This window comes from Streptomyces sp. BRA346 (genome assembly GCF_052851135.1).
In genome coordinates, this window is the sequence record NZ_JAIWIH010000020.1 from 125,403 (window position 1) to 149,878 (window position 24,476).

The window sequence follows — 24,476 nt, forward strand, 5'->3', positions numbered from 1 at the left end:
CGCCCATGGATGAGGTCGAAGTCGTCGTCGCCCATTCCGAGCGCGCGACCCTGCGCGTCGGTGACGTGTTCTTGAAGGTGGACGCCGATCAGGCGCGCATCGACGTCGAGGTCGAGGCGATGTCCCTCGCGCCGGTCCCGACCCCGGAGGTCCTGTGGCGCAAGCCGCCCGTGCTCGCGATCGCCGCACTCCCGGGGACGACGCTTGGGCGCCTCGGCGGGCCGTCGACCGGAGCGCCGGCGGCGTGGGCCGCGGTGGGCGCCGCCATCCGGAAGCTGCACGAAGCGCCCCTGCCGCCCCGGCCGGGCCGGGCAGGCCGGAGCACCGTCGCGCTGGCGCAGGAACTCGACGACGAGTGCGAGTTGCTCGTGACGAACGGCCTCCTGCCCGCCGACCTGGTCACCCGCAACCGCCAGGTCGCCGAGGCCGCGCTCCGGCCGTGGACTCCGGCGTTCACACACGGCGACCTGCAGATCGCGCACGTCTTCGTCGACGGCGACGAGGTCACCGGCATCATCGACTGGTCCGAGGCGGGCCAGGGTGATGCCCTGTACGACCTCGCCACCTTCACGCTCGGACACGATGAGCACCTCGACGACGTCGTCGCCGGCTATGGCACCGACATCGACCTCGACGTGATCCACGCGTGGTGGTCGTTGCGAAGCCTGCTGGCAGTTCGCTGGCTGATCGAGCACGGCTTCGACCCCTTCGCGCCGGGCTGTGAGGTCGACGTGCTGAGATCCCGGATGTGAGGCTGCGCGGGCCCGGGGACGGACCGGTGGCCCACCCGCCCTTCATCGCGCGGATGTGGCTGGAGTCGACCGCTGCTCGGGGCCCGCAGCTCGGAGGCAGCAGCTCGTGCAGGCGCTGCCAGACCCCGGCCGCGTTCCAGCCCCGCAGCCGTCGCCGGCAGGTCATCCCCGAGCCGAAGCCCAGCTCCTGGGGCAGAAACTCCCAGCGGATCCCGGTGTACAACACGCACAGGATCCCGCACAGCGCCCTGCGAGCCGGCATCAACGAGAACTGACACCACGTCATTCCCAAAGGTCCCGAAGACTCCTTTTGTCAGGAGTCGTGAGCGAGGAGCGCCCGTATCTCGGCTGCCGACGCGGGGCTCGCCTCCAGGGAGAGGAACGCGGCCGGGGCGGCTCCGGCCGCCAAGGGGCCCAGCGAGCCGCCGGGCAGTGTCACGTAGGGGCTGCCGTAGGCGGGCGTGCCCGGTGCGAACAACCTGCCTCGCGCGAGTGGTCCCGCGTCGACGGTGTCGTACCCGAGGGTGTCGAGCAGTTCGGTCGTGCGCCGCTTCGCCTCGGCGTTGTCTCCAGCGATGGGAAGCGCGGTGCGGTCCCCGGCACCGGTGGGCCTGTTCAGTACGGTGAGGTGGGTGTGGTGGATGTTGTTGAACGCCTTCACGACGTACGCCGAGGCACCGAGGTACCGCTGGAGCACCTCGCCGCTCGTGGTGGAGCCGTTCTCCAGTGCCTCGACCCTGCCGTCGCGCCGCGGAGAGTAGTTGCCGGCGTCGATGACCGTCTTGCCCGCGAGAGGCCCGCGCGGCAAGGAGTCGTACGCCGCGAACGGCACGCTCACGACCACCCAGTCGCCGACCGCCGCGGTCGTCGCCGTGGCGCGGGGGCCGAGTTGGGGCTTCCAGCTCGTGCAGGACCTGCTGGTCAAGAGCCTGGGCAACGTCACCGCGTCCTGGGGCATGCTGGTGCACTTCGCCCGGATGCAGGACGCGGGCGTCTTCCGCGACGAACACTCCGCCCTCGCCAAGGCGTTCGTCACCTCCCGGATGCGGGAGGTCGTGGCCTGGAGCCGGGAGGTGTTCGGCGGCAACGGAATCCTGCTGGACCACGACATCGCCCGGTTCTTCGCCGACGCCGAGGCCATCTACTCCTTCGAGGGCACCCGGGAGATGAACACCCTGATCGTCGGCAAGGCGATCACCGGCCGGAGCGCCTTCGTGTGAGGCCGTGTGCGTCCGTGTCAGCGGAGCCGGTCGACACGGCGCTCGTCCCACACCGGCTCCGCCGTCTCGCGGATGACGCCGTCCGACCCGAAGACCAGGAAGCGGTCGAAGGAGCGCGCGAACCAGCGGTCGTGGGTGACGGCCAGCACCGTGCCCTCGTACGCCTCCAGACCCTCCTGGAGCGCCTCCGCCGACTCCAGGTCCAGGTTGTCGGTCGGCTCGTCCAGCAGCAGCGCGGTCGTCCCGGCCAATTCGAGCAGCAGGATCTGGAAACGGGCCTGCTGGCCGCCCGAGAGCCGGTCGAAGAGCTGGTCGCCCTGGCGTTCCATCTCATACCGCCGCAGGGCGCTCATCGCCCGGCCCCGGTCCCGGGCATGGTCGGTCCACAGGATCTCGACGAGGGTGCGGCCGGTCAGCTCGGGGCGCGCATGGGTCTGCGCGAAGTGGCCGGGCACGACGCGCGCGCCCAGTTTCCACTCCCCCCGGTGGGCGACATCCTCACCGGCCAGGAGCCGCAGGAAGTGGGATTTGCCGGATCCGTTGGACCCCAGAACGGCCACCCGCTCGCCGTAGAAGACCTCCAGGTCGAAGGGGCGCATCAGCCCTTCCAGCTCCAGCCCCCGGCAGGTCAGCGCCCGGACCCCGGTGCGTCCGCCCGCCAGCCGCATCGTGATGTCCTGCTTGCGCGGTGGCTCCGGAGGCGGGCCCGCCTCCTGGAACTTCCGCAGCCGGGTCTTCGCCGCCTGGTAGCGCGACGCCATCTCATCGCTTCGCGCCGCGTACCGCTGCATGTCCAGCACCAGACGCTTCAGCTGGGCGTGTTTCTCGTCCCAGCGCCGGCGCAGTTCCTCGAACCGTGCGAACCGCTCGTCCCGGGCCGTGTGATACGTGGCGAAACCACCGCCGTGGACCCATACATCGCTGCCCGCCGGGCTGGGCTCGACACTGACGATCCGCTCGGCCGCACGGGACAGCAGTTCCCGGTCGTGGCTGATGAACAACACCGTCTTGGGTGTCTCCCGGAGCCGCTCCTCCAGCCACTGCTTGCCCGGCACATCCAGGTAGTTGTCCGGCTCGTCGAGCAGCAGGACCTCGTCGGGGCCCCGCAGCAGCGCCTCCAGCACCAGTCGCTTCTGCTCGCCGCCGCTGAGCGTGCGGACCGCGCGCCACTGCGCCTTCTCGTACGGCACCCCGAGCGCCGCCATCGTGCACATGTCCCAGAGGGTCTCCGCCTCGTAGCCACGCGCCTCGGCCCAGTCGCTGAGCGCTTGGGCGTACCCCATCTGGGCCGCCTCGTCGTCCCGCTCCATGATCGCGAGTTCCGCCTCGTCGACCGCTCGGGCGGCCTGCCGCAGCACGGGCCGCGCCACCGAGACCAGCAGGTCCCGCACCGTCCGCTCGTCCCGCACGGAACCGACGAACTGCGGCATCACGCCCAGTGAGCCGCTGACGGTCACCGTCCCCTCATGGGGTTCCGCCTCACGCGAGAGAAGCCGCAGCAGTGTGGTCTTGCCCGCTCCGTTCGGCCCCACCAGGGCGGCGACGGTGCCTTCGCCCACCCGGAAGGAGACGTCGCCGAGCAGCAACCGCCCGTCCGGCAGGAAGTAGGCGAGATGCGCGGCCTCCAGATGTCCCATGATCCGGCATTCTCTTGGCACCGCGCCATGACCGGCAAACCATTTTACCGATGCGCGGCCAGCACTGCCGCGAGGCCCTCTTGCAGGTCGTTGACGAAATACTCGGGAACCTCCAGCGACGGGAAATGTCCCCCGCTTTCAGGCGTACTCCATCGGACGATCTGCCGGTACCGCTCCTGTGCCCAGGGGCGCGGACACTTCTCGACGTCGCGGGGATACATGGTGATTGCCGACGGGACGTCGACCCGAAGTCCGGGGTCCAGCGAGTTGTGGCTTTCGTAGTAAATGCGGGCCGACGATGCGCCGGTCCGCGTCAGCCAATACAGGGTGACGTCGTCAAGAACGCGGTCTCTGGAAATCGTCTCGAACGGGCTGTCCTCGGTGTCCGACCACTCGGCGAACTTGTCAAGGATCCAGGCGAGAAGCCCGACCGGTGAGTCGACGAGCGAGTAGCCGATGGTCTGCGGTCGGGTCGCCTGCTGCTTCGCGTACGCCGCACGGTGGCGCCAGAAATCGCGCGTTTCCTCGGCCCACGTGCGCTCGACCGCCGTCAGCCCGTCCGTCGTCAACCCGGGCGGCCCCTCCGCGAACGTCGTGTGGATGCCCAGAACGTGCGCCGGGAACCTGCCGCCGAGAACCGTGGTGATATTACCTCCCCAGTCGCCGCCGTGAGCTGCGAACTTGCTGTAGCCGAGCCTTCCCATCAGCTCCACCCATGCGGCGGCGACCTTTTCGGTTCCCCATCCGGTGGTGGCCGGCTTGTCGCTGTACCCAAAGCCTGGGAGCGACGGGACCACGACGTGGAACGCAGGCGTGCCCGCGTCTGTCGGATCGGCCAGCTCGTCCACCACATCGATGAATCGGGCAATGCTGTCCGGCCAGCCGTGCGTCAAGAGCAGAGGAGTGGCATCCGCGCGCGCGGACCGGCGGTGCAGGAAGTGGATTCCCAGATCATCGATGGTCGTGCGGAACTGGCCGATCCGGTTGAGGCGCTCTTCGAACGACCGCCAGTTGTATCCGGTGCGCCAGTAGTGCACGACATCGACGAGGTCGGCGAGCGGAACGCCCTGTTCCCATCGGCGAGGGCCGGGCGCGGCGTGAGAGACCGTCTCAGCCTCCGGTAGTCGCGCCGCGGCCAGCCGCGCGCGCAGATCGTCGAGGTCAGCGTCGGATGCGTGGGCTTCAAACGCTTGAACGTCGCTGGTCAGACGGGACATGAGACCTCCTGGCCATCGCGGAACCGGCTAAGACGGTTCTACCAGTACTCCGAGCCACGCCGCAACCATCTAAGGTGGTTCCATGCGTGCTGGATTTCCTGACTTCCGCCTCGGCAAGGTGCTCGCGACCAGCTTCACGGGGACCCTGTCGGAGCGGCATGGCGACGCCGTGGAGCGCATTCCCACGCCGGACCGACTGGTCGACTGGCTGGCGGTGAACGACCTCGCCGTGGCGTCCTGCACCACTGCCCAGCTCGACCTCGCCCGGGAACTGAGGGAGTCGATTCATGCCGCCGCGACAGCGGCCGCGCTCCAGGACGCTCTCCCCGCATCTGCTGTCCAGGTCATCAATGACCACAGCGTTCAGGGTCGGGCCGCGGCGATCCTGACGCCCGAGGGTGAACGGCGATGGCGGCTCAGCCCGGCTTCCTGCGTGGAAGATGCCCTCAGCGTGATCGCCGCCGACGCGATCAGCATCATCGCGGGCGAACGAGACGGAAAATTGGCCTTGTGCGCGTCATCGACCTGCCAAGCCGCCTTCTTCGACACCAGCCGGAGTCGCACCCGCAAGTGGTGTGACATGAACACGTGCGGGAATCGTCAGAAGAAAGCGCGCTTCATGGCCAACCAGCGCAAAAACGCCAGATCAGCGGAGTGATGTGCGATAGCCGGTCGTCCGTGACGGTTTCGCCGTGGGCGACCGCGGGCGGGGATGCCGTATCGCTCGGAAACGTACGGGAATCGGCGGCGCCGCGGTCATTCTCGCCCTGCCCTAGCCTGCCCCGCCGGTCACGAGCGGGACCGCATCAGTGGCTGGATGCGCGTACCGAAGTTCTCGATGCCCTCGAGGAAGTCGTCGAACACCAGCATGATCCCCTTGGTGCCGGAGACCCCGGCGACCTCGTCGAGCATCGCCGCGACGGTTTCGTACGAGCCGACGAGCGTGCCCATGTTGAAGTTCACGGCGCCCTCGGGCAGCGAGATGGTCCTGGCGGTCGAGGCGCCGTCGGAGGTCGTGTCCGTGGCCGTCTCCCCCGCCATGTACGCCAGCGCCGCGTGGTCGGCGTTGTCGTGGTAGTCCTTCCACTTCGCCTGGGCGGCCTCGTCGGTCTCGTCCGCGATGACCATGAACAGCGAGAGCGCTCCGACGTCGCGGCCGGTCTCGCGCGCCGCCTCCACGAGCGTGGCCGTGGTGTCCGACAGCGCGAGCGGGGTGTTGACGCCGCTGCCCAGGATGAAGTTGTACTCGGCGTGCTCGGCGGAGAACTTCATGCCGGTGGTGCTCTGCCCGGCGGCGACGATGTCGATGTGGCCGTTCGCCGGTCCGGGGGAGAGCACGCAGTCGTCCAGGGTGTAGAACTCGCCCTTGAAGTTGCTGACGCCGTCGTGCCACAGCTCCTTCATCACGGTGACGTACTCCGCGGCCCGGGCGTAGCGGTTGCCGAAGTGGTCGTCCCCGGGCCACAGTCCCATCTGGGAGTACTCGCCGGGCGCCCAGCCGGTGACGATGTTGACGCCGAACCGGCCGGGGGCGATCGAGTCGACCGTCGTGGCCATGCGCGCGGTGATCGCCGGGTGCAGGGCGAGGATCGGTGTCGAGGCGTACAGCTTGATCCGCTCCGTCACGGCGGCCAGGCCCGCCATCAGCGTGAACGACTCCAGGCAGTGGTCCCAGAACTCGGTCTCGCCGCCGAACCCCTTGAGTTTGATCATCGACAGGGCGAAGTCGAGACCGTGCTCCTCGGCCTTCTGCACGATGGCCTTGTTCAGCTCGAAGGACGGCATGTACTGCGGAGAACTCTTGGAGATGAGCCAGCCGTTGTTGCCGATGGGGATGAAGACGCCGATGTCCATGCCGCTCCTGAACGGTCCCGTGGGGTGCCGGTGTGATCCGGAACAGCAACCGTGCCACGCCATGGCGGTCGATGATCAAGTCCGCCTCGCCGACGGCGGCGTTCGTGGCACGATCATGACCGACCCCACGTGACACCTACGGAGCCCCACATGTCGTCCGTACCGGATCCCGTCCTCCTCGACGCGTGCTTCTTCTCGGATCCGCACGCCTCCTACGCGGGCCTGAGGCGTGCGGGCACCGTCCACCGGGCCGTCGCGGCGGACGGTGCCCCGCTCCACCTCGTCACCGGATACCAGCAGGTGCGCGACGCGGCCATGGACCCCGCGCTGTCGCTCAACAAGCGCCATGCCCGAACGGGCGGCCGGGACGGCGCTTCCCTGCCGCCCGAGCTCGACAGCCACCTTCTCAACAGGGACGCCGCGGACCACGCCCGGCTCCGGCGGCTGGTGAACGGAACGTTCACGGCCCGGCGAACCCAGCTCCTGCGCGACGACGTTCAGGCGATCACCGACCAGCTCTTGCACCGGATGGCGTCCCGCCCTCGCGCCGATGTGGTGGCCGACCTCGCCATGCCCCTGTCCATGGAGGTCATCTGTCGCGTGCTCGGCATTCCCCCGGGCAGCAGGCCCGACTTCCGGGAGTGGACGAACACCCTGCTCAGCCCGGATCCCCGAGCCGCCCAGCAGTCCCGGGACGCCATGCGGCACATGCATCGCTTCCTCGTCGCCCTGATCGACCGCAAGCGGGAACACCCCGCCGACGACCTCCTGTCGGAACTCGTCCTGGCCCAGGAGAACGACGACCGCCTCAGCGCCGACGAGCTGGTGGCCATGGCCTTCCTGCTGCTCTTCGGCGGCTACCACAACACCGGAAGCCTGATCTCGACCACCGTCATGGCGCTGCTCACCCACCCGGCGCACCGGGCCGCGTTCTCCTCCGGGGAACTGCCCATGCACAACCTGACCGAGGAAGCGCTGCGCTGGAACTCGCCCACCATGCTCGCGGTGCGCCGCTTCGCCACCCACGACCTGCGGATCGGGGACACCGACGTGGTGACCGGGGATCGCGTGTGGCTCTCCTGGGCGTCGGCCAACCGCGACCCGGAGCGCTTCGAGGACCCGTCAGTTTTCGACCCCTGCCGGAAGGACAACCCCCACCTCGCCTTCGGGCACGGGCCCCACTACTGTCCCGGTGCGGCCCTGGCCCGGCTGGAGAACAGCATCGCCGTGACCTCGCTGCTGCGACGGTTCCCCGACCTGTCGCTGATCGGTTCCCCGGACGAGCTGCGGTGGTTCGTCTCACCGCGGAGCCGGTGTCTGTCCGCGCTTCCCGTTTCCCTGTGAGAGGTCGCCGAGCCGGGGGTCAGTGGTGGGGGCCGTGCCGGCCGAGGGTTTTCACGGGGGTCGCGCCGGGGCGGGTCCACTGGGGTACGGGGCGGCTGGTCGGGCCCCAGGTGGCGGTCCCGTCGGCGTCCGTGCGCCAGGACCAACACGCCTGCCCGCCCACGGGCCGGTCCTCGGGGTTGTCCTCCCACGCCTCGCCGCGGCCGCAGGGCGTCATGTCGAGCAGGCCGAGGGAGCCGTTGACCCGCTCGTTGCCACGGCCCGTCGTGGAGTAGGTGAGGAACACGCGGTCGCCGTCGCGCAGGAAACACGCGAGGTGCCCCATCTCCCCGCCGATCGGCGCCTCCACGCCCCGCACCGAGTACCAGGGCTGGGTGTAGCCCATGAACTCCACGTAGCGGGCCACCTCGTCCCACGGGCCCGAGGTCAGGATGGCGAACGAGACGCCCCGGGCGTTGAGGTAGACGGCGTCCCGCAGGTGCCAGGCCGTGGTGGTGCAGCCCTCGCACTGCCCCTGGTGCGGCGCGCCGTCGTACCACATGTGCTGGTAGACGACGAGCTCGTCGCGCTCCTGGAACAGGTCGAGGAACGGGACCGGCCCGTCGGCGCCGGTGACCTCGACCGTGCCGTCGAGCTCGACCATCGGCAGCCGCCGCCGGGCCGCGGCGATCGCGTCGCCCTCACGGGTGTGGGCCTTCTCGCGGACCAGCAGTTCCGCCCGCGCCGCCTGCCAGGTGGCCAGGTCGACGACGGGCGGCTTGCCGGGGAGGTTGCTGCTCGCGTTGCCGGGCGTGGTCGTCATGGTGTCCTCCGCGGTGTCTCGTGCCGGGCAGCGTACGGCGTGCTCCGACGCTCACCGGTAGAGACTCGCGGCCCGGCCGGAACTCATCGCGCCGGGCGGCTCCCGAGTCCGGGCGCGGCCGCCAGGAAGGTGTCGAGCACTCCGTCGGCGACGCGGACGGGGCCCTCGGGGCGGGTCTCGCCCGGGATCGTGCGGATCCGCCCCGCCCGCGCGGCCAGCGACGACGCCTCGGCGAACCAGCGCTGCGCCCGCGCGGTGTCGCCGTCGAGCCGGGCGCCCAGCGCGTCCAGGGTGCGTTCGAACGCACGGCCCCACAGCGCCAGCGCGTCCAGCCAGGGCGCGGAGTCCGCCACGAAGCCGCGGTCGGCCACGTCCGCCCTGATGGTGGCCGACGCGGTGGCCAGCAGCGCGGCGGAGGGGCGCAGGGCGTTCAGCGCCGCCCGCTGCCGTCCGGCGTCCCAGTCGGTACGGAACCGGGCCAGCCGGGCGGCCAGTTCGGGCGCCTGGGGCTGCCAGGGTTCGTCACCGAAGGTGGGCGCGAGGTGCTGGGTGTCGAAGAAGGCGAGGAGCGCGGACACGGTGGCCGGGTCCGGATCGTCCCCGGCCAGATACGCGGCGGCGGTCCGCCAGGTGCGGTCCGGGTCGTACGCGGTGTCGTTCCAGGCGAAGTCCGCCCCGCCGAATAGGGCGACCTTGCTGGCGGCGGCCTGGTTCATCGGGTTGAGGACCAGACCGGAGAGCTGCTGGTGCAGACCGGGCTCACGGGCGTCGTACGGGGCGAGCAGCAGTCGGCCCTCGGCCTGGCCGTAGTCGTTGACGGGGTAGTTGTCCCAGACGAACACCTTGCGCCCCCACACGGCGGCGGCCCGCGTGGCGTCGGCCACGGTGATCCGCGGCGGCACCACATCGGTGCCGGTCCACATGACCTCGACCCGCGGGTCCAGCCGCTCGCGCAGGGCCTTCTTGTACGCGGTGTCGGTGACGTCGCCGTACTCGGTCGGCACCGTCTGGAGCGGCGCGGTGCCCTCGCGGGCGTCCAGGAACTCCTTCTGCACCCGGTTCAGCAGATCGGCCTGCGCCTCGCCCGCGGCCCGCTGCGAGGGCTCGCCGTAGGCGGCGCGGTCGGCGGCGCAGTTCCACCGGGTGTAGCTGATGTCGTCCAGCGGCACCGAGAAGCTGCGCACCCCGAGGTCGTACAGCGCCCCCAGCTTGGCCTGGAGCGCCGTGAACTCGGCGGGATCGCTGTAGCAGAGGGAATTGCCGGGCGACAGCGCGAAGGTGAACCGTACGTGGTGGCCGATGGCCTGCCGGACCAGCTCACCGAGCTGGGCGAGCTTGTCGGCCGGGTACGGCTCGCGCCACTTCTCGCGGTGGTACGGGTCGTCCTTGGGCGCGTAGACGTACGTGTTCATCTTGACGTCCCCGTAGAACGCCAGTTGGTCCATGCGCTCGGCGTGGGTCCACGGGCTTCCGTAGAACCCCTCGATCACGCCGCGCAGCGGCATCAGCGGATGGTCCACGACCGCCACCGAGGCGATTGCCCGGCCGGTTTGGCTGCCGGTGGCCAGCTGACGCAGCGTCTGTGCCGCGTAGTACGTCCCGTCGGCGTCCGCGCCCGCGAGCGCCACCGTCCGGCCGCGCGCGGCGAGCGCGTACCCCTCCGCGGGCAGGTCCGCGGGCACCCGGCCCCCGGCGGCCCGCAGCGCGTTCGCGACCGGCGCGTCGGCGAGCCGCCCGACGGTGACCGTCAACCCCGGTCCGGAGCCGCCCCGCAGATACCGCGCCCCGGCCCGGCGTAAGACGGAGGCGACGAGTTCGCGCGTGGGTTGGTCCACCCCGTCGCCGTAGACCACGCGCACCTCGGCGGGCACCCTGATGTCGGGGCCCAGCCGGGCCATCTCCTGCGGGCGCGGGACGACGGACGGCAACGGGCCGACGGCCCTGGCATCGGTGGCGGCGGTGGCGGCGGTGGGCAGCAGCAGCCCGAGGAAGGTGAGGAACGCGATCACAGCGGCCAGGGGTCCTGAGCTACGGCGCATGGACATCTCCTCCGTGGCGTGGCGTGGCGTACGACGGCGGTGCACGACGGTGACACGTGGAGCGGAGTGAGCAATGGTGCAGGCGCGGTTCCTGGTGCGCGGCGTTCCGGAAACACATACCCACGGCCCGGGCCCTAAAGCGCCTAGAGGTCCCTGTCCGCGGGAGAGCCCGCTGCCTCGGGTCGGGTCGCCGACCAGCTGGCGAGGAGCTTGAGCCGGTCTTCGTCCGCGGTACCGGGCTCGGCAGTGTAGATGGTCAGGGAGTGTGCCTCGTGGGCGGACATGGGCAGGTTCAGCGGCTGGTAGGTGAGCTCCAGGGGACCCGCGTCGGGGTGGTGGAAGCGTTTGACGCCGCCGTGGTGGATGCGCACGTTGTGGGCGGCCCACCGGGTGCGGAACTCGGCGCTGACCGTGGACAGCTCGCCGACCAGCTCGCGCAGCGCCTTGTCGTGGGGGAACCTCCCGGCCTCGGCGCGCAGCAGCGCGACGGTGATCTCGGCGCCGTCGTCCCAGTTGTCGACGAAGTCGTGTGAGCCGCGGTCGAGGAAGTAGAACCGGGCGAAGTTGGGGCGACCGCGTTCGTCCGTGGTGTCGCTGTGGAACATCGGCGCGAAGAGGGCCCGGGCGAGCGCGTTGGTGGCCACCATGTCCAGGCGGCCGTTGCTGACGAACGCCGCGGACAGGGTCATGGAGTCGAGTAGCCACTGCACGCGGGGCGGGACGTCGACGGCCTTGCGGCGGCGCCGGGCCGCGGGGTGGGGCTGGGCGGCCTTGGCCAGGTCGAACAGGTAGGTGCGTTCGTCGTCGCTCAGCTGGAGGGTGCGGGCCACCGCGTCGAGGACGTCCTCGGACACGCCGCTGATGTGGCCCTTCTCCAGCCGGGTGTACCACTCGGTACTCACCCCCGCGAGGACCGCGACCTCCTCGCGGCGCAGTCCGGGCACCCGGCGCCGGGCGCTGGTGGGCAGCCCGACCTGCTCCGGGGTGAGCTGGGCGCGCCGACGGGCGAGGAAGTCACGGATGTCGGCGCGGTTGTCGGCGCGGTGTTCCATGCCTTCCACGCTACGGCCCGGATCCCGGCGGAGGGGGGTTGAGCTTGTACCCCCCATAAACGCGGCCTCCCGCGCCTGCGACGGGAGGGGTTTCGTGGGGTGCGCACCTTGACGTTCGATCCGCTGCGGAGACGATGAATGACCACGCGAGGAGGAACCCTCCACGCCCCCGCCGACGTACGAGGCGTCGGTGACCGCGAGCGTCCGCCCACCCGGCTTCCGCTCGTCGTGTACGTGCTCGCCCTGGGCACGTTCCTGATGGGCACGACCGAGTTCGTGGTGGCAGGCCTGCTTCCGGAGATCGCGGGCGATGTGCGGATCAGCGTGGCGCAGGCCGGGCTGCTGATCACGGTGTTCGCGGTCGGGATGATCGTCGGCGCGCCGCTGATGGCGATGCTCACGCTGCGGCTGCCCAGACGGTCGACGCTGGTCCTGGCCCTGGGTGTGTTCGCGGCCGGGCACGTCGTCGTGGCGCTCGGCACCGGCTTCGCGCTGCTGCTGGCGGCGCGGTTCCTGACGGCGCTGGCGACCGGCGCGTTCTGGGCCGTGGCCAACGTGGTGGCCGCCCGCGCCGCCGGTCCCGCGGCGGGCTCCCGTGCCCTGGGCGTCGTGGGCTCCGGTGCGATGCTCGCCAACGTCGTCGGTGTGCCGCTCGGCGCCTTCGCCGGACAGGTCATGGGGTGGCGGGGGCCGTTCTGGGCGCTCGCCGCGCTCGCGGTGGCCGCCATGGCGCTCATCGGCCGCCATGTTCCGCGCGATGCCTCCGTGCACGAGGCGGTCTCGGTCGGTACCGAGCTGTCCGCCCTGCGCTCCGGTCGCCTGTGGCTGGCGCTGGCGGCCTGCGCCACCACGACCGGCGGTGTGCTGTCGACGTACTCCTACGTCTCGCCGCTGCTGACCGACCGGGCGCAGCTGGCCGCCGGTCTGGTGCCGCTGGTCCTGGGCGGCTTCGGTGTCGGTGCCCTGGCGGGCTTCCTGGTGGGAGGCCGTCTGGGAGACCACCGTCCGTACGCGACGACGATCGTGGCCGCCGCGGCGACCACGATCCTGCTGCTGGCGATCTGCCTGCTGTCCGGTTACGCCGCGCCCACGATCGCGCTGGTCGCGCTGCTGGGGCTGTTCGGGCTCGGCGCCAACCCGGTGCTGATCTCCCTGGGCGTCCGCTTCGCGGGCCGGGCCCCCACCCTGGGGTCCGCGCTGACCGTGTCGGCGTTCAACCTCGGCACCGCCGTCGGCTCCTGGATCGCCGGTCTCGCCCTCGGCTCCCCGCTGGGAGTCACCGGGCCCGCCGCCGTGGGCCCCGCCATCGCCGCGCTCACGCTGATCCCCACGATCGCGATCGCCGTCGTCCAACGACGCCGATCGGCGGCACCCACGGGCGCGGTCGTCGCCCGTGCGGCCGCCGCACCCCCCGAAAACACCTGAACCGCCTTGTTCACTGATCCTTAGGAGTAACCCCCATGCGCGCTGCTGTCCTGCACGCTCCCGGCGACGTCCGGGTGGAGGAGGTCGCCGACCCGAAGATCACCGCCCCGACGGATGCGATCATCCGGCTGTCGGCGGCCTGCGTCTGCGGCTCGGACCTGTGGCCCTACCGCGGCATCGACTCCGTCGACGAGCCCGTGCCGATGGGGCACGAGTACGTCGGCGTCGTCGAGGAGGTCGGCGGCGAGGTCGAGACCCTCAAGCCGGGCCAGTTCGTCCTCGGCTCGTTCGTCGCCTCCTGCGGCACCTGCGAGATCTGCCGCTCCGGCTACCCCTCGTCCTGCGTCCACCGCGTGTTCATGGCCCAGGTCGGCACCCAGTCCGAACGTGCCCTGATCCCGCACGCCGACGGCACCCTCGTCGCCCTGCCGGGCACGCCCGACGCCGACCTGATCCCGAGCCTGCTGGCCGCCTCCGACGTGCTGGGCACCGGATGGTTCGGCGCGGTCGCCGCCGGGGCCGGGCCGGGCAAGACGGTCGCGGTCGTCGGCGACGGCGCGGTCGGCCTGCTCGCGGTCCTGGCCGCCCGGCAGCTCGGCGCGGAGCGGATCATCACGATGAGCCGCCACGAGCCGCGCCAGCGGCTCGCCCGCGAGTTCGGCGCCACCGACATCGTCACCGAACGCGGCGACGCCGGCGCGGCGAAGATCAAGGAGCTGACCGGCGGTCTCGGCGCCCACTCCGTCGTCGAGGCGGTCGGCACCCAGGAGTCCATGGAGCAGGCCATCCGGAGCACCCGCCCCGGCGGACACGTCGGCTTCGTGGGCGTCAACCACGACGTCTCCCTCAGCGGCCAGGAACTCTTCTTCTCCCAGGTCCACTTGGTCGGCGGCCCGGCCCCGGTGCGCCAGTACCTGCCCGAGCTGATCGACCTGATCTGGCAGCGGAAGATCAACCCGGGCAAGGTCTTCGACCTCACCCTCCCGCTCGACGAGGCCGCCGCGGCGTACCGGGCCATGGACGAGCGCCGCGCCATCAAGGCCCTGCTCACCGTCTGACCCCTCATCCGCGGGATGCCCCGGCCCTCCGGAGGGCCGGGCATCCCGCGCCGATTAAGCTCACCCACCATGTCGTCGCCGCACACGCCCTCCCCCGCGCCGAACGCCACGGTCATACGCATCGGCCGCCGCAGCGCCATGACCGGGCTCCCCTGCTCCCTCGTCCTCATGGCCATCGGCGCCGTCGGCATCTTCGGTGTCGTGCTGGTCGCCACGGGTCAGCAGAAGGGAGAGTCCACCGTCAGCGGGTTCGTGGGCCTCGCGTTCATGGTGGCCCTCGGTGTTCTCGGAGTCATCCTCCTCGTGCCCTTCTGGGCGAACCGCCGCAACCGGATCCTCATCGACCACACGGGCCTCTGGCTCGAAACGGGAGACTCCCGGAACGTCATCCCCTGGCACGGCCTCTCCGGAGTCGCCCTCTACTGGAGCGAGTTCGGGCGCAAGGGGAAGATCTACTCCCTGGAGCTGTACCCCAACGGCCCCATCGACCGGGACGACCCGAACCTGTGGGGCCTGGTCCGCGACGAGGAGCCCCTGCACCCGGGCCTCCCCCGCCTGCGCCACCGCCTCACCCTCACCGCCCCCAACCAGCGGCCCGTGGTCGACGCGGTCCGGAGTCACGTCCCCCACCTCTGGCTCGGCGAGACCCAGCGCCCGACGGGCCACATAGGCCGCCCCGACGTCAGGGGCCACCGCCGGCGCATGCGGAACCGCACGCCCTGACCGACGACCCCGCGAAATCTCGTCGCTCACCCGCACCGAGGCTCGTAGCCTGAGCGCATGCCTCACGCGAAGACCTCGTATGTGTGCCTGCCGTGCCGGGCGTCGTACAAACAGCCTTACCTCGGTTCCTACGACCGGCTGTGCCCGCGCTGCGCACGGTCGATGATCCACGTGGGGTCCGCCTTCGCTCCGCCTCCCCGCCGGGACACGGCGGGGTGGCGGGTGCTCTCCGTGCTGCTGCACGCGGGGGTGCGGTTCCACAAAAGCTGCTGCGGCGGCCCCGGTTACCGCCCCCGCACACTCCACGAGGTACGGGAACGGCTGGCCTACACCCGAACCACCGGGGAGCCGATCTACGAGGCCCTGGTCCGGCGCGACCTCCCTTAGGGGTGTCAGCCGGTTTCCAGGGCGTCGGCCCGGCTCTCCAGGTCGGTCGCGATGCCGTCCCAGTCCGGTCCGTGAAGCCACAGGCTCTTGGCAGCCTCGCGCATCAGCTCCGGATCGTCCGGCCGCTGCAACAGCACCAGCCGATAGGCCAGATTCCGGACCCAGACCGGCAACTGGCCGTCGACCAGGTGTGGGCTGAGCTCACGCAGCATGGCGAGGATCTCTTCAGCGTCCGCGAAGGTGAGCTCCTCGACGAAGTAGTGCTCCCGGTGCTCCCGGTCGCATTCCGGCGTGGGTCGGTACTCGTCTCCGTAGAGACACCGGGCGTGCTCCGTCAGGGTGCTGTGCATGTCCGCCCCGCGTGCCCGTCAGTGCGCGGTCTCGGGCACATCGACCACTTCGGAGCCCTCGCGGCGGATCCGGTCGACGCCCCAGGCGCCGAGCGGGCCGAGCGCTTGGTTGAGGGTATGGCCGTGCTCGGTCAGGGAGTACTCCACGCGGGGCGGCACCTCGGCGTAGACCTCGCGGTGCACGAGGCCGTCCTTCTCCATCTCGCGCAGGTGCTGGGTCAGCATCTTCTCCGTCACGCCCGGGAGGCCGCGGCGGAGTTCGGAGAAGCGGCGTACGCGATGGGCGTCGAGTTCCCAGAGGATCAGCCCCTTCCACTTGCCGCTCACCACGTCGAGGGCGGCGTCGATGCCGCAGATGTAGGGACCGCTTCTCGGAGTCCTGGCCATCGCTGTGCCGCTCCTTACAAAAAGGTAAGTACCGCAGTATTTAGTGGGTACTTCCGAGAGTAGTCGGGCGCTCCGATCATGGAAGGGTGAACGAACAACACACCCCATACTCCGGGCAGATGAGCCCCGTCACCGTCCTCGGGCTGGGCCCGATGGGCCAGGCCATGACCCGCGCCCTGCTGGCCGCCGGTCATCCGGTCACCGTCTGGAACCGCACCGCCGGCCGGGCGGACGGCGTCGTCGCCGACGGCGCCACGCTCGCGGCCACCCCGGCCGCAGCGGTCGAGGCGAGTGAGCTGGTGATCCTCAGCCTCACCGACTACCGCGCGATGTACGACATCCTGGGCGGCGCCTCCGGATCGCTCACCGGGCGGACACTCGTCAACCTGAGCTCGGACACTCCCGACCGGACGCGCGAGGCGAGCACCTGGGCGGCGCGCCACGGCGCCACCTTCCTCACCGGCGGTGTCATGGTCCCGGCGCCGATGGTCGGCACCGAGGCCTCGTACATCTACTACAGCGGCCCCGACGAGGCGCTGGAGCGCCACCGGGCGGCGTTGGCGCTGCTCGGCGCGCCGAAGTATCTGGGCGACGATCCGGGCCTCGCCCAGATGATGTACCAGGCCCAGCTCGCGCTGTTCCTCACCACCCTGTCCGGGTTGATGCACGCGACCGCGATGCTGGGCAGTGTGGGGATGAAGGCCCAGGAGGTGCTGCCGGAGCTGCTCGCCCTCACCGACTCGGTCGGCGCGATCGTGGCGGCGGGCGAGGAGACTCCCGGCGCCGCGCTGGATGCCGGGGAGCATCCGGGCGACCTCAGCACCGTCACGATGATGGGCGCGACGTCCGACCACATCGTGGAAACCAGCGCGTCGCTCGGCCTCGACCTCGCGCTCCCGGAAGCCGTTCAGGCGCACTACCGGCGCGCGATCGAGGACGGGCACGGCGGCGACAACTGGACCCGCATCATCGACGGCATCCGCGCCCCGCGCCCCCGGGCGTGACCTTCCGCAGCGCCCGCAGCGCCCGCTGAGCGCGGGAGCACGGTCCAGGGGCCCGGGTTCCGGGCCTGCCTCCGCTGTCGCCCGGACGCCGTGCCCGCTCAGCGGCGCGCTCGGGCGGCCGCTGCGGACGCCCGGCGGCGGGCTGACACACCTCTTCCCCACGGCCCACGCCGCGCTGGGCGGGTTGCGCGGCGTCGGCCCCTGGACGGCGGGCTACATCCGCATGCTGCTCACCGGCGACGTGGCCGTCCAGGCCGGGTATGCGGCACACGGGCGCCGGGCCGGGAGACGCGGCAGGCTGGCGGCCGTGGCGTACGTACGCCATGCACCCTCCTAGGGCCCCCGCCGAAGCCGCCCCCGCGCCCCAGCGTAATGTCCGAATACCGCCAGCATTCCCGGCCGCGACCCCTCATCGTTGACAGTGAAGCCACAGCGGACGAGCGATGAGAGCACGACGATGACCATCTACACCACGCTGGACAGCCCTCTGGGCGAACTGCTCCTGGTGGGCGAAGAGACACCGGACGACACCCTCACCCTGACCTCGCTGTCCATGCCCGGGCAGAAGAACGCCCCGGCCGTACGGCCCGAGTGGCGCCGCGCACCCGACCGGTTCGCGGAGGTCGCCCGGCAGCTGAGCGCGTACTTCGACGGCAAGCTGACAGCCTTCGACATCCCGTTCACGCCCGGCGGCGGCACGGACTTCCAGCAGCGCGTATGGCACGCGCTGGAGGAGATCCCGTACGGCACCTCGACCACCTACGGGCAGCTCGCCGACGGTCTGGGCGTACCCCGCGGGCAGGTCCAGGCCGTGGGCACCGCGATCGGCGCGAACCCGCTGCTGCTGGTGCGGCCCTGCCACCGGGTGATCGGCGCGGACGGGACCATGCGCGGCTACGCCGGAGGGGTCGAGCGCAAGGTGCAGCTCCTCACCCACGAGGGCGTGCTCCAGCCGACCCTCATGTGACCCGCACCGGCACACCTCGACAATCACCGGAGGAACGAGGCCGATGACGGTCTACACCACGATGGACAGCCCCCTGGGCGAACTGCTCCTGGTCGGCGAGGAGTCGGCGACCGCGAGGGGCGGCACCGCACTGGCCTCCCTGTCCGTGCCGGAGCAGAAGCGCCGCCCCACCGTCCAGGACGGCTGGACCGAGGACGCGGACGCCTTCGCCGACATCACCCGCCAGCTCCGCTCGTACTTCGACGGCAAGCTGACCCGCTTCGACATCGAGTACGTCACCGGCGGCAGCGCCTTCCAGCAGCGCGTCTGGACGTCCTTGGAGTCCATCCCCTACGGCACGACCCTCAGCTACGGCGACATCGCCGCCCGGATCGACGCCCCGCGCGCCGCGGTCCGCGCCGTCGGCACGGCGATCGGGGCGAACCCGCTGCTGGTCGTCCGGCCCTGCCACCGGGTGATCGGCGCCAGCGGCGCGCTGACCGGATACGCCGGTGGTCTGGAGCGCAAACGACAGCTGCTGGACCTGGAGCACGCACACGAGTCCGCGGCACCGCAAAGGAACGGCACCTCATGACCGACACCATCAGCTCCGCGACCCAGGACCGGGTGGCCGACCGCGTCGCGGCGGACGACTGGGACGCGCTCACCGGCGAACTGGGCGAGTTCGGCCACGCCCTCACCGGGCCCCTCCTCACTCCCGGCGAATGCCACCGCATCGCCGGGCTGTACGACGAGACCGAGCGCTTCCGCACGACCATCGACATGGCCCGCTACCGCTTCGGTTCGGGCCAGTACCGCTACTTCACCCACGACCTCCCGGACCTGGTCCGCGAGCTGCGCGAGGCGTTCTATCCGCGGCTGCTGCCCATCGCCCGCGACTGGGCCCGCAAACTGGACCGGCCCGCGCCCTGGCCGGACACCCTCGAGGAGTGGCTGACGATGTGCCACGACGCGGGGCAGGCCAAGTCCGCCCAGATCCTGCTGCGTTACGGTCCGGGCGACTGGAACGCCCTGCACCGGGACGTGTTCGGCGAGATGCTCTTCCCGCTCCAGGTCGTGGTCGGCCTCGACGCCCCCGGCGAGGACTTCACGGGCGGCGAGTTCATCATGACCGAGCAGCGCCCCCGCGCCCAGTCGAGGGGATCGTCCACCACGCTGCCCAAGGGCCACGGGCTGATCTTCACCACCCGGGACCGCCCCGTGGCCTCCAAGCGCGGCTGGGCGAACGGACCCATGCGGCACGGCGTGAGCACGGTCCGCTCCGGACACCGCCACACCCTCGGCCTCGTCTTCCACGACGCCGCATGACTCCCGCCCCGGCCGACCCCGCCCGGCTCCCGGAGCGGCGCCCGCACACCCTGATCGGCCCCGACGGGGTGCCGTATCGCAGCGCCACTCCGGGCAGTCTCGGCGGACACCGGGGCATGCGGCTCTACGGGCGTCTGGACTGCCCCTCCGCGCTGCGGGCCATCGCCCGCGGCCACTACGTGAAACACCGGGTGTTCTTTACGGACGAGGCCACCGCGATCGCGGCCGGATACCGGCCGTGCGCCGTGTGCCTGCCCCGGAAGTACGCCCTGTGGAAAGCCAACCGGGAGAACACCACCACACCATGAGCAGTCTCACGGGACCACCGGCATCCGGATCGCCCCTGATCCCCGCGGAGGAGCTGGCCGCGTACGGCGATCTGCCGCGCCCCGCCCCGCACACCGCACCCGAACTCGACGCCCTCATCGGGCTGTTGACCCCCGCGAGGAGCCGCATCGAGACCGTCGCCGTCGGCCACAGCCGCGACCCGGCCTCCCGCGCCGCCGCCGACGCCTTCGCGGCGGCCTGGAAGGCGCGCGGCGGAAGGGTCCTCGCCACGGTGGACTGGCCGGAGAGCGCCGCGTCCTGGCTGCGCCCCGCGCGTCGGCTGACCGCCGAGGAGCCCGACGCCTGGGTCATGGCCGCGGCCCCGCTCGGCTTCGCCCAGCTGGCCCGCCGGCTGCGCCACTCCACCGACTGGGACCCGGCCCGCACGGTCGCCTTCGCCGCGCTCAGGGACTCCCGCCTCCCCGCGCTGGCCGGGCCGGACACGCTGCACGGCCTGCGCGGTGCCACCGCCGAGGGCGGCACCTGGGCCGTACGCCACCGCTGGGTCACCTCCTATCCGCCGCCCGGGAGCACCGCATGACCGCCCTGATCCCCCGCCCCGCCATGGAGATCTCCCCCGGGGCCGTGCACCTGCCCGGCTGGCTCACCCCGGAACGGCAGCGCGAACTCGTCACCGCCTGCCGCGCCTGGGCCACCGGCCCGGTCCCCATCCGCCACACCCGCCTGCCGCGCGGTGGCGTGATGTCGGTGCAGACGGTGTGCATCGGCTGGCACTGGCAGCCGTACAAGTACACCCGCACCGCGGGAGATGTGAACGGTGCGCGCGTCGCCGAATTCCCCGACTGGATGGTCCAGTTGGGCCGCCGCGCGCTGCTGGACGCCTACGGCGACACCCAGGGCGCGGCCGCGTACACCCCGGACACCGCGCTGATCAACTTCTATGACGGTCAGGCCAAGTTGGGCATGCACCAGGACAAGGACGAGCGGTCCTCGGCGCCGGTCGTGTCGCTGTCCATCGGCGACACCTGCGTCTTCCGCGTCGGCAACACCGAAACCCGCACCAAGCCCTACACCGACATCGAACTCGCCTCCGGCGACCTGTTCGTCTTCGGCGGCCCGTCCCGGTACGTGTACCACGGCGTGCCCAAGGTGTACGAGGGCACCGCCGACCCCGCCAACGGGCTCGCCTCGGGGCGGCTGAACATCACCATGCGCGTCACCGGCCTCACGGACTGACTCAGCGCGCGTTGTGGAAGATGACGCCGAGCGTGGTCCGGCGCCCCGAGGCCACGGCGTTGGTGCCGTGCCGCATGGGGTGGCGGCGGTAGCCGTGCGACCCCCGCACGGGCCGGTGGCGGACGGGGAAGATCATGCCCTGGCCGAGGCGTGGGGTGAGGACGAGGGCGCGGGACTGGGAGCGGGGGCGCTGTTCCACGAAGACGTTCTCCCCGCCGGTGAAGTCCTGGCCGGGCTCGTTCAGCATGAAGGCGATCTGGAGGGGAAAGACGATGTCCCCGTAGATGTCCTGGTGCAGACAGGCGTAGTCGCCGGGGCCGTAGTCGAGGATGAGCGGGGTGGACCGGCGCTGGCCGTTGTCCGCGCATTCGGCGAGCAGTGCGTCCAGGGTGGCGGGAAAGGTGCGCTCGTTCAGCAGGGGCGCCCACTGGTTGGCCATCCACGCCATCGGCGGGTACAGCTTCTCGCGCAGGGTCTGGACGAGCGGTACGGCGGCGGGGTCGGCGTAGTACTTGTAGGTGCCGCGGCCGAAGTCGTAGCGCTGCATCACCACGGTCGAGCGGAACAGCGCGGGGTCGTCGAAGGTGCCGATGAGCATCTCGCACTGCGCGCGGGAGAGCAGCGGAGGGGTGAGGGCCACACCGTTCTCGTTCAGCTGGGCGTACAGCGCGGGCCAGTCCAGGTCCGCGAGGGCGGGGACGGCGTCGTGGGCGGTGTGCGGTGCGTCCCCGGCGCCCGGGGTGTCGCCGGGCAGGTCGAGGGGCAGTTCGGTCTGGTCCATGGCCGACAGTCTTCCGGTTGGGCGCGGCCGCGGAGCGCGATGACCGAATCCCGCCAGCAATGCGGGGTCCCGGGCGCTTGGCTGGGGTACGAGAACGAAGCGTCCGAAGTTTCCCCGGGAGTCGTCACACCATGTCTTCGAACGACAGCGCCATCGCCGTGATGCAGCGGTTCTACGAGGCCGAGCGCACCTATGTCATGGCGGGCGGTCCCGGCCGGGCCGGATTCGAGGAGATCGCCGCGTGCCTGGACCCGGAGGTGGAGCTGCACCAGGCGCCGGGGCTGCCGTTCACGGGCGTGTGGCACGGGCCCGAGGGCATGGAGCGGTTCATCGCGGTCATGGGCGAGCTGTGGCAGTCGATGGAATTCCTCGAACAGCGGCAGCTGGTCGACCGCGACACCGTGGTGGCGGCCAACCGGGTGCGCTTCGTCTCGCGGGCGACCGGCCGCGAAGTGGTCACCTCCATCGTGCAGACGGTGACCCTCCGGGACGGCCGCATCCGCGAGATCCGGCCCTACTACTGGGACCCCGCCGCGATCAGCGAGGCGTGTGGCGGACGGGTCGTGGCGCCAGATTCCGATGGATCTCCAGCGCCGCGGCCGATCGGTTGAGCGTGATGTAGTGCAGGCCCGGCGCGCCCTCGTCCAGCAGCCGCCGGGCCATGGCGGTGGCATGGTCGACCCCGATCCGGCGCCCCTCGTCGGCGTCGCCCTGGGCGGCCTCCAGCCGCCAGGCGAGGTCGTCGGGGAAGTGGGCGTCGCTCAGTTCGGCGAAGCGGCGCACCTGGCGGAAGTCGGTCGCGGGCATGATCTCGGGGATGATCGGGATGTCGCAGCCCGCGGCCGCCACCCGGTCGCGCAGCCGCAGATAGTCCTCGGCGTCGAAGAACATCTGCGTGATGGCGTAGTCGGCGCCCGCCCGGCACTTGGCCACGAAGTGGCGGATGTCGCTGTCCCAGTCCGGGGAGCGCGGGTGGCGCTCCGGGAAGGCCGCCACCCCGATGCTGAAGTCGCACGACTCACGGATGAGCGCCACCAGTTCGCTCGCGTAGGTCAGCCCGTCCGGTTCCGCGAGCCAGGGCCCGCGGGGGTCGCCGGGCGGGTCGCCGCGCAGGGCGAGGACGTCGAGGATTCCGGCGTCCGCGTACTGGCCGATGATGTTCCGCAGTTCGCCGATCGAGTGCCCGACCGCCGTGAGGTGGGCGACCGGCCGCAGGGTGGTCTCCGCGGCCATCCGCTTGGTCAGCCCGATGGTCCGGTCCCGCGACGAGCCGCCCGCTCCGTAGGTCACCGAGACGAAGGTCGGCGCGTACTGCTCGATGCGCCGGATCGCGTTCCACAGGGTCCGCTCCCCCGCCTCGTTCTTCGGCGGGAAGAACTCGAAGGAGTACGAGCGCTCGCCCGCGGCGAGCACCTCGGCCAGGTTCCGGCGCGGTGCGCGCGCCCGCGTCGGGGAAGCGGGCACCGGGGGTTCGGCGAGGGCGCGTCCGGTCGGGTGCGGCCGGGGCGGCGCGGTCATGCCGACCCCGCCAGGTGGGATTCGAGCTCCCGGGCGGCCTCGCCGCCGTAGCCCTTGTCCAGCCTGCTCACCAGGTCGTCCGCGGAGAGCTGGTATTCCTGGGTGCCGACCGACTCCAGGACCACCGTGGCCAGGGCGCAGCCGAGTTGGGCGGCCCGCTCGTGGCCGAGCCCCCAGGCGAGCCCGGCGAGGAATCCGGCGCGCAGCGCGTCGCCGCCGCCGGTGGGGTCGACCACCCCGGACGTCGGGACGGCGGGGATCTCCAGCGTCGGGCGCCCCGCCGCCGCGACGCGGACGCCCTCGGCTCCGTCCGTGGTGATCCAGGTGCCGACCCGGTCCAGGATGTCGGCGTCGCTCCAGCCGGTGTGTTCCCGGAGCATCGCCGCCTCGTAGGCGTTGGTGAACAGGTAGCGGGCGCCCTCGACCAGCCTGCGCGCCTCGTCCCCGCTGGTGCGGGCGAGCTGCTGCGAGGGATCGGCGGCGAAGGCGTACCCCTGGCTGCGGCACTCGTCGGTGTGCCGCAGCATGGCCTCGGGGTCGTTGGGGGCGATCACCACGAGGTCGAGGCCCCCGGCGCGCTGCACGGTCGGTTCGAGCGCGATCTCCTTCGCCTCGGCCATGGCACCGGCGTAGAAGGTCGCGATCTGGTTCTGGTCGGCGTCCGTGGTGCATACGAAACGCGCGGTCCTGCGCGTCTCGCTGACCCGCACCGACTCCGTGTCCACGCCGTTGGACCGCAGCCAGCAGCCGTAGGCGGCGAAGTCGACCCCGGCCGCGCCGACGAGGAGGGGGGTGAGCCCGAGCCTGCCCAGGGCGAGGGCGATGTTCGCGGCGACGCCTCCCCGCCGGACGTCCAGATCGTCCGCGAGGAAGGACAACGAGACCTTGTCGAGCTGTCCGGCGATCAGTTGCTCGGCGAACCGACCGGGATAGGCCATCAGATGGTCTATCGCGATCGATCCGGTGACGGCGATGCGCACGTCGGTGTCCTCCTTGGGAGCGGTCGGTGGGGGTCGAAAGACGCAGCGGTTTACAGACCGGCCGCCGCGCGGAGGGCGTCGACGCGGTCGGTGCGCTCCCAGGTGAAGTCGGAGTCCTCGCGGCCGAAGTGGCCGTAGGCCGCCGTC

Annotated in this window: 28 protein-coding genes and 2 pseudogenes; 17 read left to right on the forward strand and 13 right to left on the reverse strand. The window is 71.3% G+C overall.

Annotated features, from left to right (window positions below):
• The first annotated feature begins 5 nt into the window (after nucleotides 1-5).
• Nucleotides 6-752, forward strand: a complete 747-nt coding sequence (locus tag LCH29_RS23420) for a phosphotransferase family protein (RefSeq protein ID WP_446463697.1) — start codon at nucleotides 6-8, stop codon at nucleotides 750-752.
• 166 nt (nucleotides 753-918) lie between these two features.
• On the opposite strand, the pseudogene LCH29_RS23425 reads toward LCH29_RS23420, so the two are convergent.
• Nucleotides 919-1,038, reverse strand: a pseudogene (locus LCH29_RS23425) (hypothetical protein); the annotation flags it as partial.
• 27 nt (nucleotides 1,039-1,065) lie between these two features.
• Nucleotides 1,066-1,560, reverse strand: a complete 495-nt coding sequence (locus tag LCH29_RS23430; protein WP_446463698.1) for an NADPH-dependent F420 reductase — start codon at nucleotides 1,558-1,560, stop codon at nucleotides 1,066-1,068.
• Between the two features lie 76 nt (nucleotides 1,561-1,636).
• On the opposite strand from LCH29_RS23430, the pseudogene LCH29_RS23435 reads away from it, so the two are divergent.
• Nucleotides 1,637-1,972, forward strand: a pseudogene (locus LCH29_RS23435) (acyl-CoA dehydrogenase family protein); the annotation flags it as partial.
• Between the two features lie 17 nt (nucleotides 1,973-1,989).
• Here LCH29_RS23435 and LCH29_RS23440 read toward each other — a convergent pair.
• Both LCH29_RS23440 and LCH29_RS23445 read right to left on the reverse strand, forming a co-directional pair.
• A complete protein-coding gene (locus tag LCH29_RS23440; protein ID WP_446463699.1) occupies nucleotides 1,990-3,609 on the reverse strand; it encodes an ABC-F family ATP-binding cassette domain-containing protein in 1,620 nt (539 codons plus the stop codon).
• Between the two features lie 44 nt (nucleotides 3,610-3,653).
• Complete coding sequence (locus LCH29_RS23445) at nucleotides 3,654-4,826, reverse strand: epoxide hydrolase (protein ID WP_446463700.1); 1,173 nt, start codon at nucleotides 4,824-4,826, stop codon at nucleotides 3,654-3,656.
• 82 nt (nucleotides 4,827-4,908) lie between these two features.
• On the opposite strand from LCH29_RS23445, the gene LCH29_RS23450 reads away from it, so the two are divergent.
• On the forward strand, nucleotides 4,909-5,484 hold the full coding sequence (locus LCH29_RS23450; RefSeq protein ID WP_446463701.1) for a CGNR zinc finger domain-containing protein: 576 nt from the start codon (nucleotides 4,909-4,911) through the stop codon (nucleotides 5,482-5,484).
• A 131-nt stretch (nucleotides 5,485-5,615) separates the two neighbouring features.
• On the opposite strand, the gene rutA is transcribed toward LCH29_RS23450, so the two are convergent.
• A complete protein-coding gene (rutA, locus tag LCH29_RS23455) occupies nucleotides 5,616-6,680 on the reverse strand; it encodes a pyrimidine utilization protein A (protein ID WP_446463702.1) in 1,065 nt (354 codons plus the stop codon).
• 150 nt (nucleotides 6,681-6,830) lie between these two features.
• Between rutA and LCH29_RS23460 the strand changes: the two genes are divergently transcribed.
• Complete coding sequence (locus tag LCH29_RS23460; protein ID WP_446463703.1) at nucleotides 6,831-8,024, forward strand: cytochrome P450 family protein; 1,194 nt, start codon at nucleotides 6,831-6,833, stop codon at nucleotides 8,022-8,024.
• 19 nt (nucleotides 8,025-8,043) lie between these two features.
• Here LCH29_RS23460 and LCH29_RS23465 read toward each other — a convergent pair whose 3' ends face one another.
• The 3 genes from LCH29_RS23465 to LCH29_RS23475 form a co-directional block, all read right to left on the reverse strand.
• Nucleotides 8,044-8,826, reverse strand: coding sequence for a DUF899 family protein (locus LCH29_RS23465; protein ID WP_446463704.1), 783 nt, complete (start codon nucleotides 8,824-8,826; stop codon nucleotides 8,044-8,046).
• An 83-nt stretch (nucleotides 8,827-8,909) separates the two neighbouring features.
• Nucleotides 8,910-10,865 (reverse strand): beta-N-acetylglucosaminidase domain-containing protein, encoded by a 1,956-nt coding sequence (locus LCH29_RS23470; protein ID WP_446463705.1) that lies wholly within the window; start codon nucleotides 10,863-10,865, stop codon nucleotides 8,910-8,912.
• 143 nt (nucleotides 10,866-11,008) lie between these two features.
• Nucleotides 11,009-11,917 (reverse strand): helix-turn-helix domain-containing protein, encoded by a 909-nt coding sequence (locus LCH29_RS23475; protein WP_446463706.1) that lies wholly within the window; start codon nucleotides 11,915-11,917, stop codon nucleotides 11,009-11,011.
• Nucleotides 11,918-12,055: 138 nt separating this feature from the next.
• Between LCH29_RS23475 and LCH29_RS23480 the strand changes: the two genes are divergently transcribed.
• The 4 genes from LCH29_RS23480 (at nucleotide 12,056) to LCH29_RS23495 (ending at nucleotide 15,510) form a co-directional block, all read left to right on the forward strand.
• Nucleotides 12,056-13,342, forward strand: a complete 1,287-nt coding sequence (locus tag LCH29_RS23480; protein WP_446463707.1) for an MFS transporter — start codon at nucleotides 12,056-12,058, stop codon at nucleotides 13,340-13,342.
• Between the two features lie 35 nt (nucleotides 13,343-13,377).
• Complete coding sequence (locus tag LCH29_RS23485) at nucleotides 13,378-14,400, forward strand: zinc-dependent alcohol dehydrogenase family protein (protein ID WP_446463708.1); 1,023 nt, start codon at nucleotides 13,378-13,380, stop codon at nucleotides 14,398-14,400.
• Between the two features lie 69 nt (nucleotides 14,401-14,469).
• Nucleotides 14,470-15,123 carry a hypothetical protein gene (locus LCH29_RS23490; RefSeq protein WP_446463709.1) on the forward strand — a complete coding sequence of 218 codons (654 nt, stop codon included), beginning with the start codon at nucleotides 14,470-14,472 and terminating at the stop codon, nucleotides 15,121-15,123.
• A 57-nt stretch (nucleotides 15,124-15,180) separates the two neighbouring features.
• Complete coding sequence (locus LCH29_RS23495; RefSeq protein WP_446463710.1) at nucleotides 15,181-15,510, forward strand: deoxyxylulose-5-phosphate synthase; 330 nt, start codon at nucleotides 15,181-15,183, stop codon at nucleotides 15,508-15,510.
• A gap of 5 nt (nucleotides 15,511-15,515) precedes the next feature.
• On the opposite strand, the gene LCH29_RS23500 is transcribed toward LCH29_RS23495, so the two are convergent.
• Nucleotides 15,516-15,860: a hypothetical protein gene (locus LCH29_RS23500; protein WP_446463711.1), complete on the reverse strand. Its 345-nt coding sequence runs from the start codon at nucleotides 15,858-15,860 to the stop codon at nucleotides 15,516-15,518.
• Between the two features lie 18 nt (nucleotides 15,861-15,878).
• Nucleotides 15,879-16,247, reverse strand: a complete 369-nt coding sequence (locus LCH29_RS23505) for a winged helix-turn-helix transcriptional regulator (RefSeq protein ID WP_446463712.1) — start codon at nucleotides 16,245-16,247, stop codon at nucleotides 15,879-15,881.
• Nucleotides 16,248-16,366: 119 nt separating this feature from the next.
• Here LCH29_RS23505 and LCH29_RS23510 point away from each other — a divergent pair, with 119 nt between their 5' ends.
• From LCH29_RS23510 to LCH29_RS23545, 8 genes are all read left to right on the forward strand, one after another.
• A complete protein-coding gene (locus LCH29_RS23510; RefSeq protein ID WP_446463713.1) occupies nucleotides 16,367-17,251 on the forward strand; it encodes an NAD(P)-dependent oxidoreductase in 885 nt (294 codons plus the stop codon).
• A gap of 184 nt (nucleotides 17,252-17,435) precedes the next feature.
• Nucleotides 17,436-17,588: a hypothetical protein gene (locus LCH29_RS23515; protein ID WP_446463714.1), complete on the forward strand. Its 153-nt coding sequence runs from the start codon at nucleotides 17,436-17,438 to the stop codon at nucleotides 17,586-17,588.
• 120 nt (nucleotides 17,589-17,708) lie between these two features.
• Nucleotides 17,709-18,218: a methylated-DNA--[protein]-cysteine S-methyltransferase gene (locus LCH29_RS23520; RefSeq protein WP_446463715.1), complete on the forward strand. Its 510-nt coding sequence runs from the start codon at nucleotides 17,709-17,711 to the stop codon at nucleotides 18,216-18,218.
• Between the two features lie 43 nt (nucleotides 18,219-18,261).
• Nucleotides 18,262-18,792 (forward strand): methylated-DNA--[protein]-cysteine S-methyltransferase, encoded by a 531-nt coding sequence (locus LCH29_RS23525; RefSeq protein WP_446463716.1) that lies wholly within the window; start codon nucleotides 18,262-18,264, stop codon nucleotides 18,790-18,792.
• Nucleotides 18,789-19,526: a 2OG-Fe(II) oxygenase gene (locus LCH29_RS23530; RefSeq protein ID WP_446463717.1), complete on the forward strand. Its 738-nt coding sequence runs from the start codon at nucleotides 18,789-18,791 to the stop codon at nucleotides 19,524-19,526. Before LCH29_RS23525 ends, LCH29_RS23530 begins: the two co-directional genes overlap by 4 nt.
• Nucleotides 19,523-19,834 carry an Ada metal-binding domain-containing protein gene (locus tag LCH29_RS23535; protein WP_446463718.1) on the forward strand — a complete coding sequence of 104 codons (312 nt, stop codon included), beginning with the start codon at nucleotides 19,523-19,525 and terminating at the stop codon, nucleotides 19,832-19,834. Before LCH29_RS23530 ends, LCH29_RS23535 begins: the two co-directional genes overlap by 4 nt.
• Nucleotides 19,831-20,394 carry an ABC transporter substrate-binding protein gene (locus LCH29_RS23540; protein WP_446463719.1) on the forward strand — a complete coding sequence of 188 codons (564 nt, stop codon included), beginning with the start codon at nucleotides 19,831-19,833 and terminating at the stop codon, nucleotides 20,392-20,394. Before LCH29_RS23535 ends, LCH29_RS23540 begins: the two co-directional genes overlap by 4 nt.
• Entirely contained in the window at nucleotides 20,391-21,050 is a 660-nt protein-coding gene (locus LCH29_RS23545; protein WP_446463720.1) for an alpha-ketoglutarate-dependent dioxygenase AlkB family protein, read from the forward strand. The genes LCH29_RS23540 and LCH29_RS23545 overlap by 4 nt, the downstream gene beginning before the upstream one ends.
• A 1-nt stretch (nucleotide 21,051) precedes the next feature.
• Here LCH29_RS23545 and LCH29_RS23550 read toward each other — a convergent pair whose 3' ends face one another.
• Entirely contained in the window at nucleotides 21,052-21,831 is a 780-nt protein-coding gene (locus LCH29_RS23550) for a 2OG-Fe(II) oxygenase (RefSeq protein ID WP_446463721.1), read from the reverse strand.
• A 131-nt stretch (nucleotides 21,832-21,962) separates the two neighbouring features.
• On the opposite strand from LCH29_RS23550, the gene LCH29_RS23555 reads away from it, so the two are divergent.
• Entirely contained in the window at nucleotides 21,963-22,442 is a 480-nt protein-coding gene (locus LCH29_RS23555; protein WP_446463722.1) for a nuclear transport factor 2 family protein, read from the forward strand.
• Here the strand turns inward: LCH29_RS23555 and metF are convergent.
• Both metF and LCH29_RS23565 read right to left on the reverse strand, forming a co-directional pair.
• Nucleotides 22,369-23,349, reverse strand: coding sequence for a methylenetetrahydrofolate reductase [NAD(P)H] (gene metF, locus LCH29_RS23560; RefSeq protein ID WP_446463723.1), 981 nt, complete (start codon nucleotides 23,347-23,349; stop codon nucleotides 22,369-22,371). The two genes, LCH29_RS23555 and metF, sit on opposite strands and share 74 nt — an antisense overlap.
• Nucleotides 23,346-24,329, reverse strand: coding sequence for a carbohydrate kinase family protein (locus LCH29_RS23565; protein ID WP_446463724.1), 984 nt, complete (start codon nucleotides 24,327-24,329; stop codon nucleotides 23,346-23,348). The genes metF and LCH29_RS23565 overlap by 4 nt, the downstream gene beginning before the upstream one ends.
• Nucleotides 24,330-24,476 lie beyond the last annotated feature (147 nt).

Excerpts from the sequence above, each read along its gene's own strand:
- LCH29_RS23485 (WP_446463708.1), top strand. The coding sequence starts at position 13,378 with ATGCGCGCTGCTGTCCTGCACGCTCCCGGCGACGTCCGGGTGGAGGAG.
- LCH29_RS23520 (WP_446463715.1), top strand. The coding sequence starts at position 17,709 with ATGACCATCTACACCACGCTGGACAGCCCTCTGGGCGAACTGCTCCTG.
- rutA (WP_446463702.1), bottom strand. The coding sequence starts at position 6,680 with ATGGACATCGGCGTCTTCATCCCCATCGGCAACAACGGCTGGCTCATC.
- LCH29_RS23510 (WP_446463713.1), top strand. The coding sequence starts at position 16,367 with ATGAGCCCCGTCACCGTCCTCGGGCTGGGCCCGATGGGCCAGGCCATG.
- LCH29_RS23540 (WP_446463719.1), top strand. The coding sequence starts at position 19,831 with ATGAGCAGTCTCACGGGACCACCGGCATCCGGATCGCCCCTGATCCCC.
- LCH29_RS23555 (WP_446463722.1), top strand. The coding sequence starts at position 21,963 with ATGTCTTCGAACGACAGCGCCATCGCCGTGATGCAGCGGTTCTACGAG.
- metF (WP_446463723.1), bottom strand. The coding sequence starts at position 23,349 with ATGACCGCGCCGCCCCGGCCGCACCCGACCGGACGCGCCCTCGCCGAA.
- LCH29_RS23500 (WP_446463711.1), bottom strand. The coding sequence starts at position 15,860 with ATGCACAGCACCCTGACGGAGCACGCCCGGTGTCTCTACGGAGACGAG.
- LCH29_RS23480 (WP_446463707.1), top strand. The coding sequence starts at position 12,056 with ATGACCACGCGAGGAGGAACCCTCCACGCCCCCGCCGACGTACGAGGC.
- LCH29_RS23550 (WP_446463721.1), bottom strand. The coding sequence starts at position 21,831 with ATGGACCAGACCGAACTGCCCCTCGACCTGCCCGGCGACACCCCGGGC.
- LCH29_RS23450 (WP_446463701.1), top strand. The coding sequence starts at position 4,909 with ATGCGTGCTGGATTTCCTGACTTCCGCCTCGGCAAGGTGCTCGCGACC.
- LCH29_RS23525 (WP_446463716.1), top strand. The coding sequence starts at position 18,262 with ATGACGGTCTACACCACGATGGACAGCCCCCTGGGCGAACTGCTCCTG.
- LCH29_RS23505 (WP_446463712.1), bottom strand. The coding sequence starts at position 16,247 with ATGGCCAGGACTCCGAGAAGCGGTCCCTACATCTGCGGCATCGACGCC.
- LCH29_RS23445 (WP_446463700.1), bottom strand. The coding sequence starts at position 4,826 with ATGTCCCGTCTGACCAGCGACGTTCAAGCGTTTGAAGCCCACGCATCC.
- LCH29_RS23465 (WP_446463704.1), bottom strand. The coding sequence starts at position 8,826 with ATGACGACCACGCCCGGCAACGCGAGCAGCAACCTCCCCGGCAAGCCG.
- LCH29_RS23420 (WP_446463697.1), top strand. The coding sequence starts at position 6 with ATGGATGAGGTCGAAGTCGTCGTCGCCCATTCCGAGCGCGCGACCCTG.
- LCH29_RS23535 (WP_446463718.1), top strand. The coding sequence starts at position 19,523 with ATGACTCCCGCCCCGGCCGACCCCGCCCGGCTCCCGGAGCGGCGCCCG.
- LCH29_RS23530 (WP_446463717.1), top strand. The coding sequence starts at position 18,789 with ATGACCGACACCATCAGCTCCGCGACCCAGGACCGGGTGGCCGACCGC.
- LCH29_RS23545 (WP_446463720.1), top strand. The coding sequence starts at position 20,391 with ATGACCGCCCTGATCCCCCGCCCCGCCATGGAGATCTCCCCCGGGGCC.
- LCH29_RS23475 (WP_446463706.1), bottom strand. The coding sequence starts at position 11,917 with ATGGAACACCGCGCCGACAACCGCGCCGACATCCGTGACTTCCTCGCC.
- LCH29_RS23490 (WP_446463709.1), top strand. The coding sequence starts at position 14,470 with ATGTCGTCGCCGCACACGCCCTCCCCCGCGCCGAACGCCACGGTCATA.
- LCH29_RS23470 (WP_446463705.1), bottom strand. The coding sequence starts at position 10,865 with ATGCGCCGTAGCTCAGGACCCCTGGCCGCTGTGATCGCGTTCCTCACC.
- LCH29_RS23460 (WP_446463703.1), top strand. The coding sequence starts at position 6,831 with ATGTCGTCCGTACCGGATCCCGTCCTCCTCGACGCGTGCTTCTTCTCG.
- LCH29_RS23440 (WP_446463699.1), bottom strand. The coding sequence starts at position 3,609 with ATGGGACATCTGGAGGCCGCGCATCTCGCCTACTTCCTGCCGGACGGG.
- LCH29_RS23495 (WP_446463710.1), top strand. The coding sequence starts at position 15,181 with ATGCCTCACGCGAAGACCTCGTATGTGTGCCTGCCGTGCCGGGCGTCG.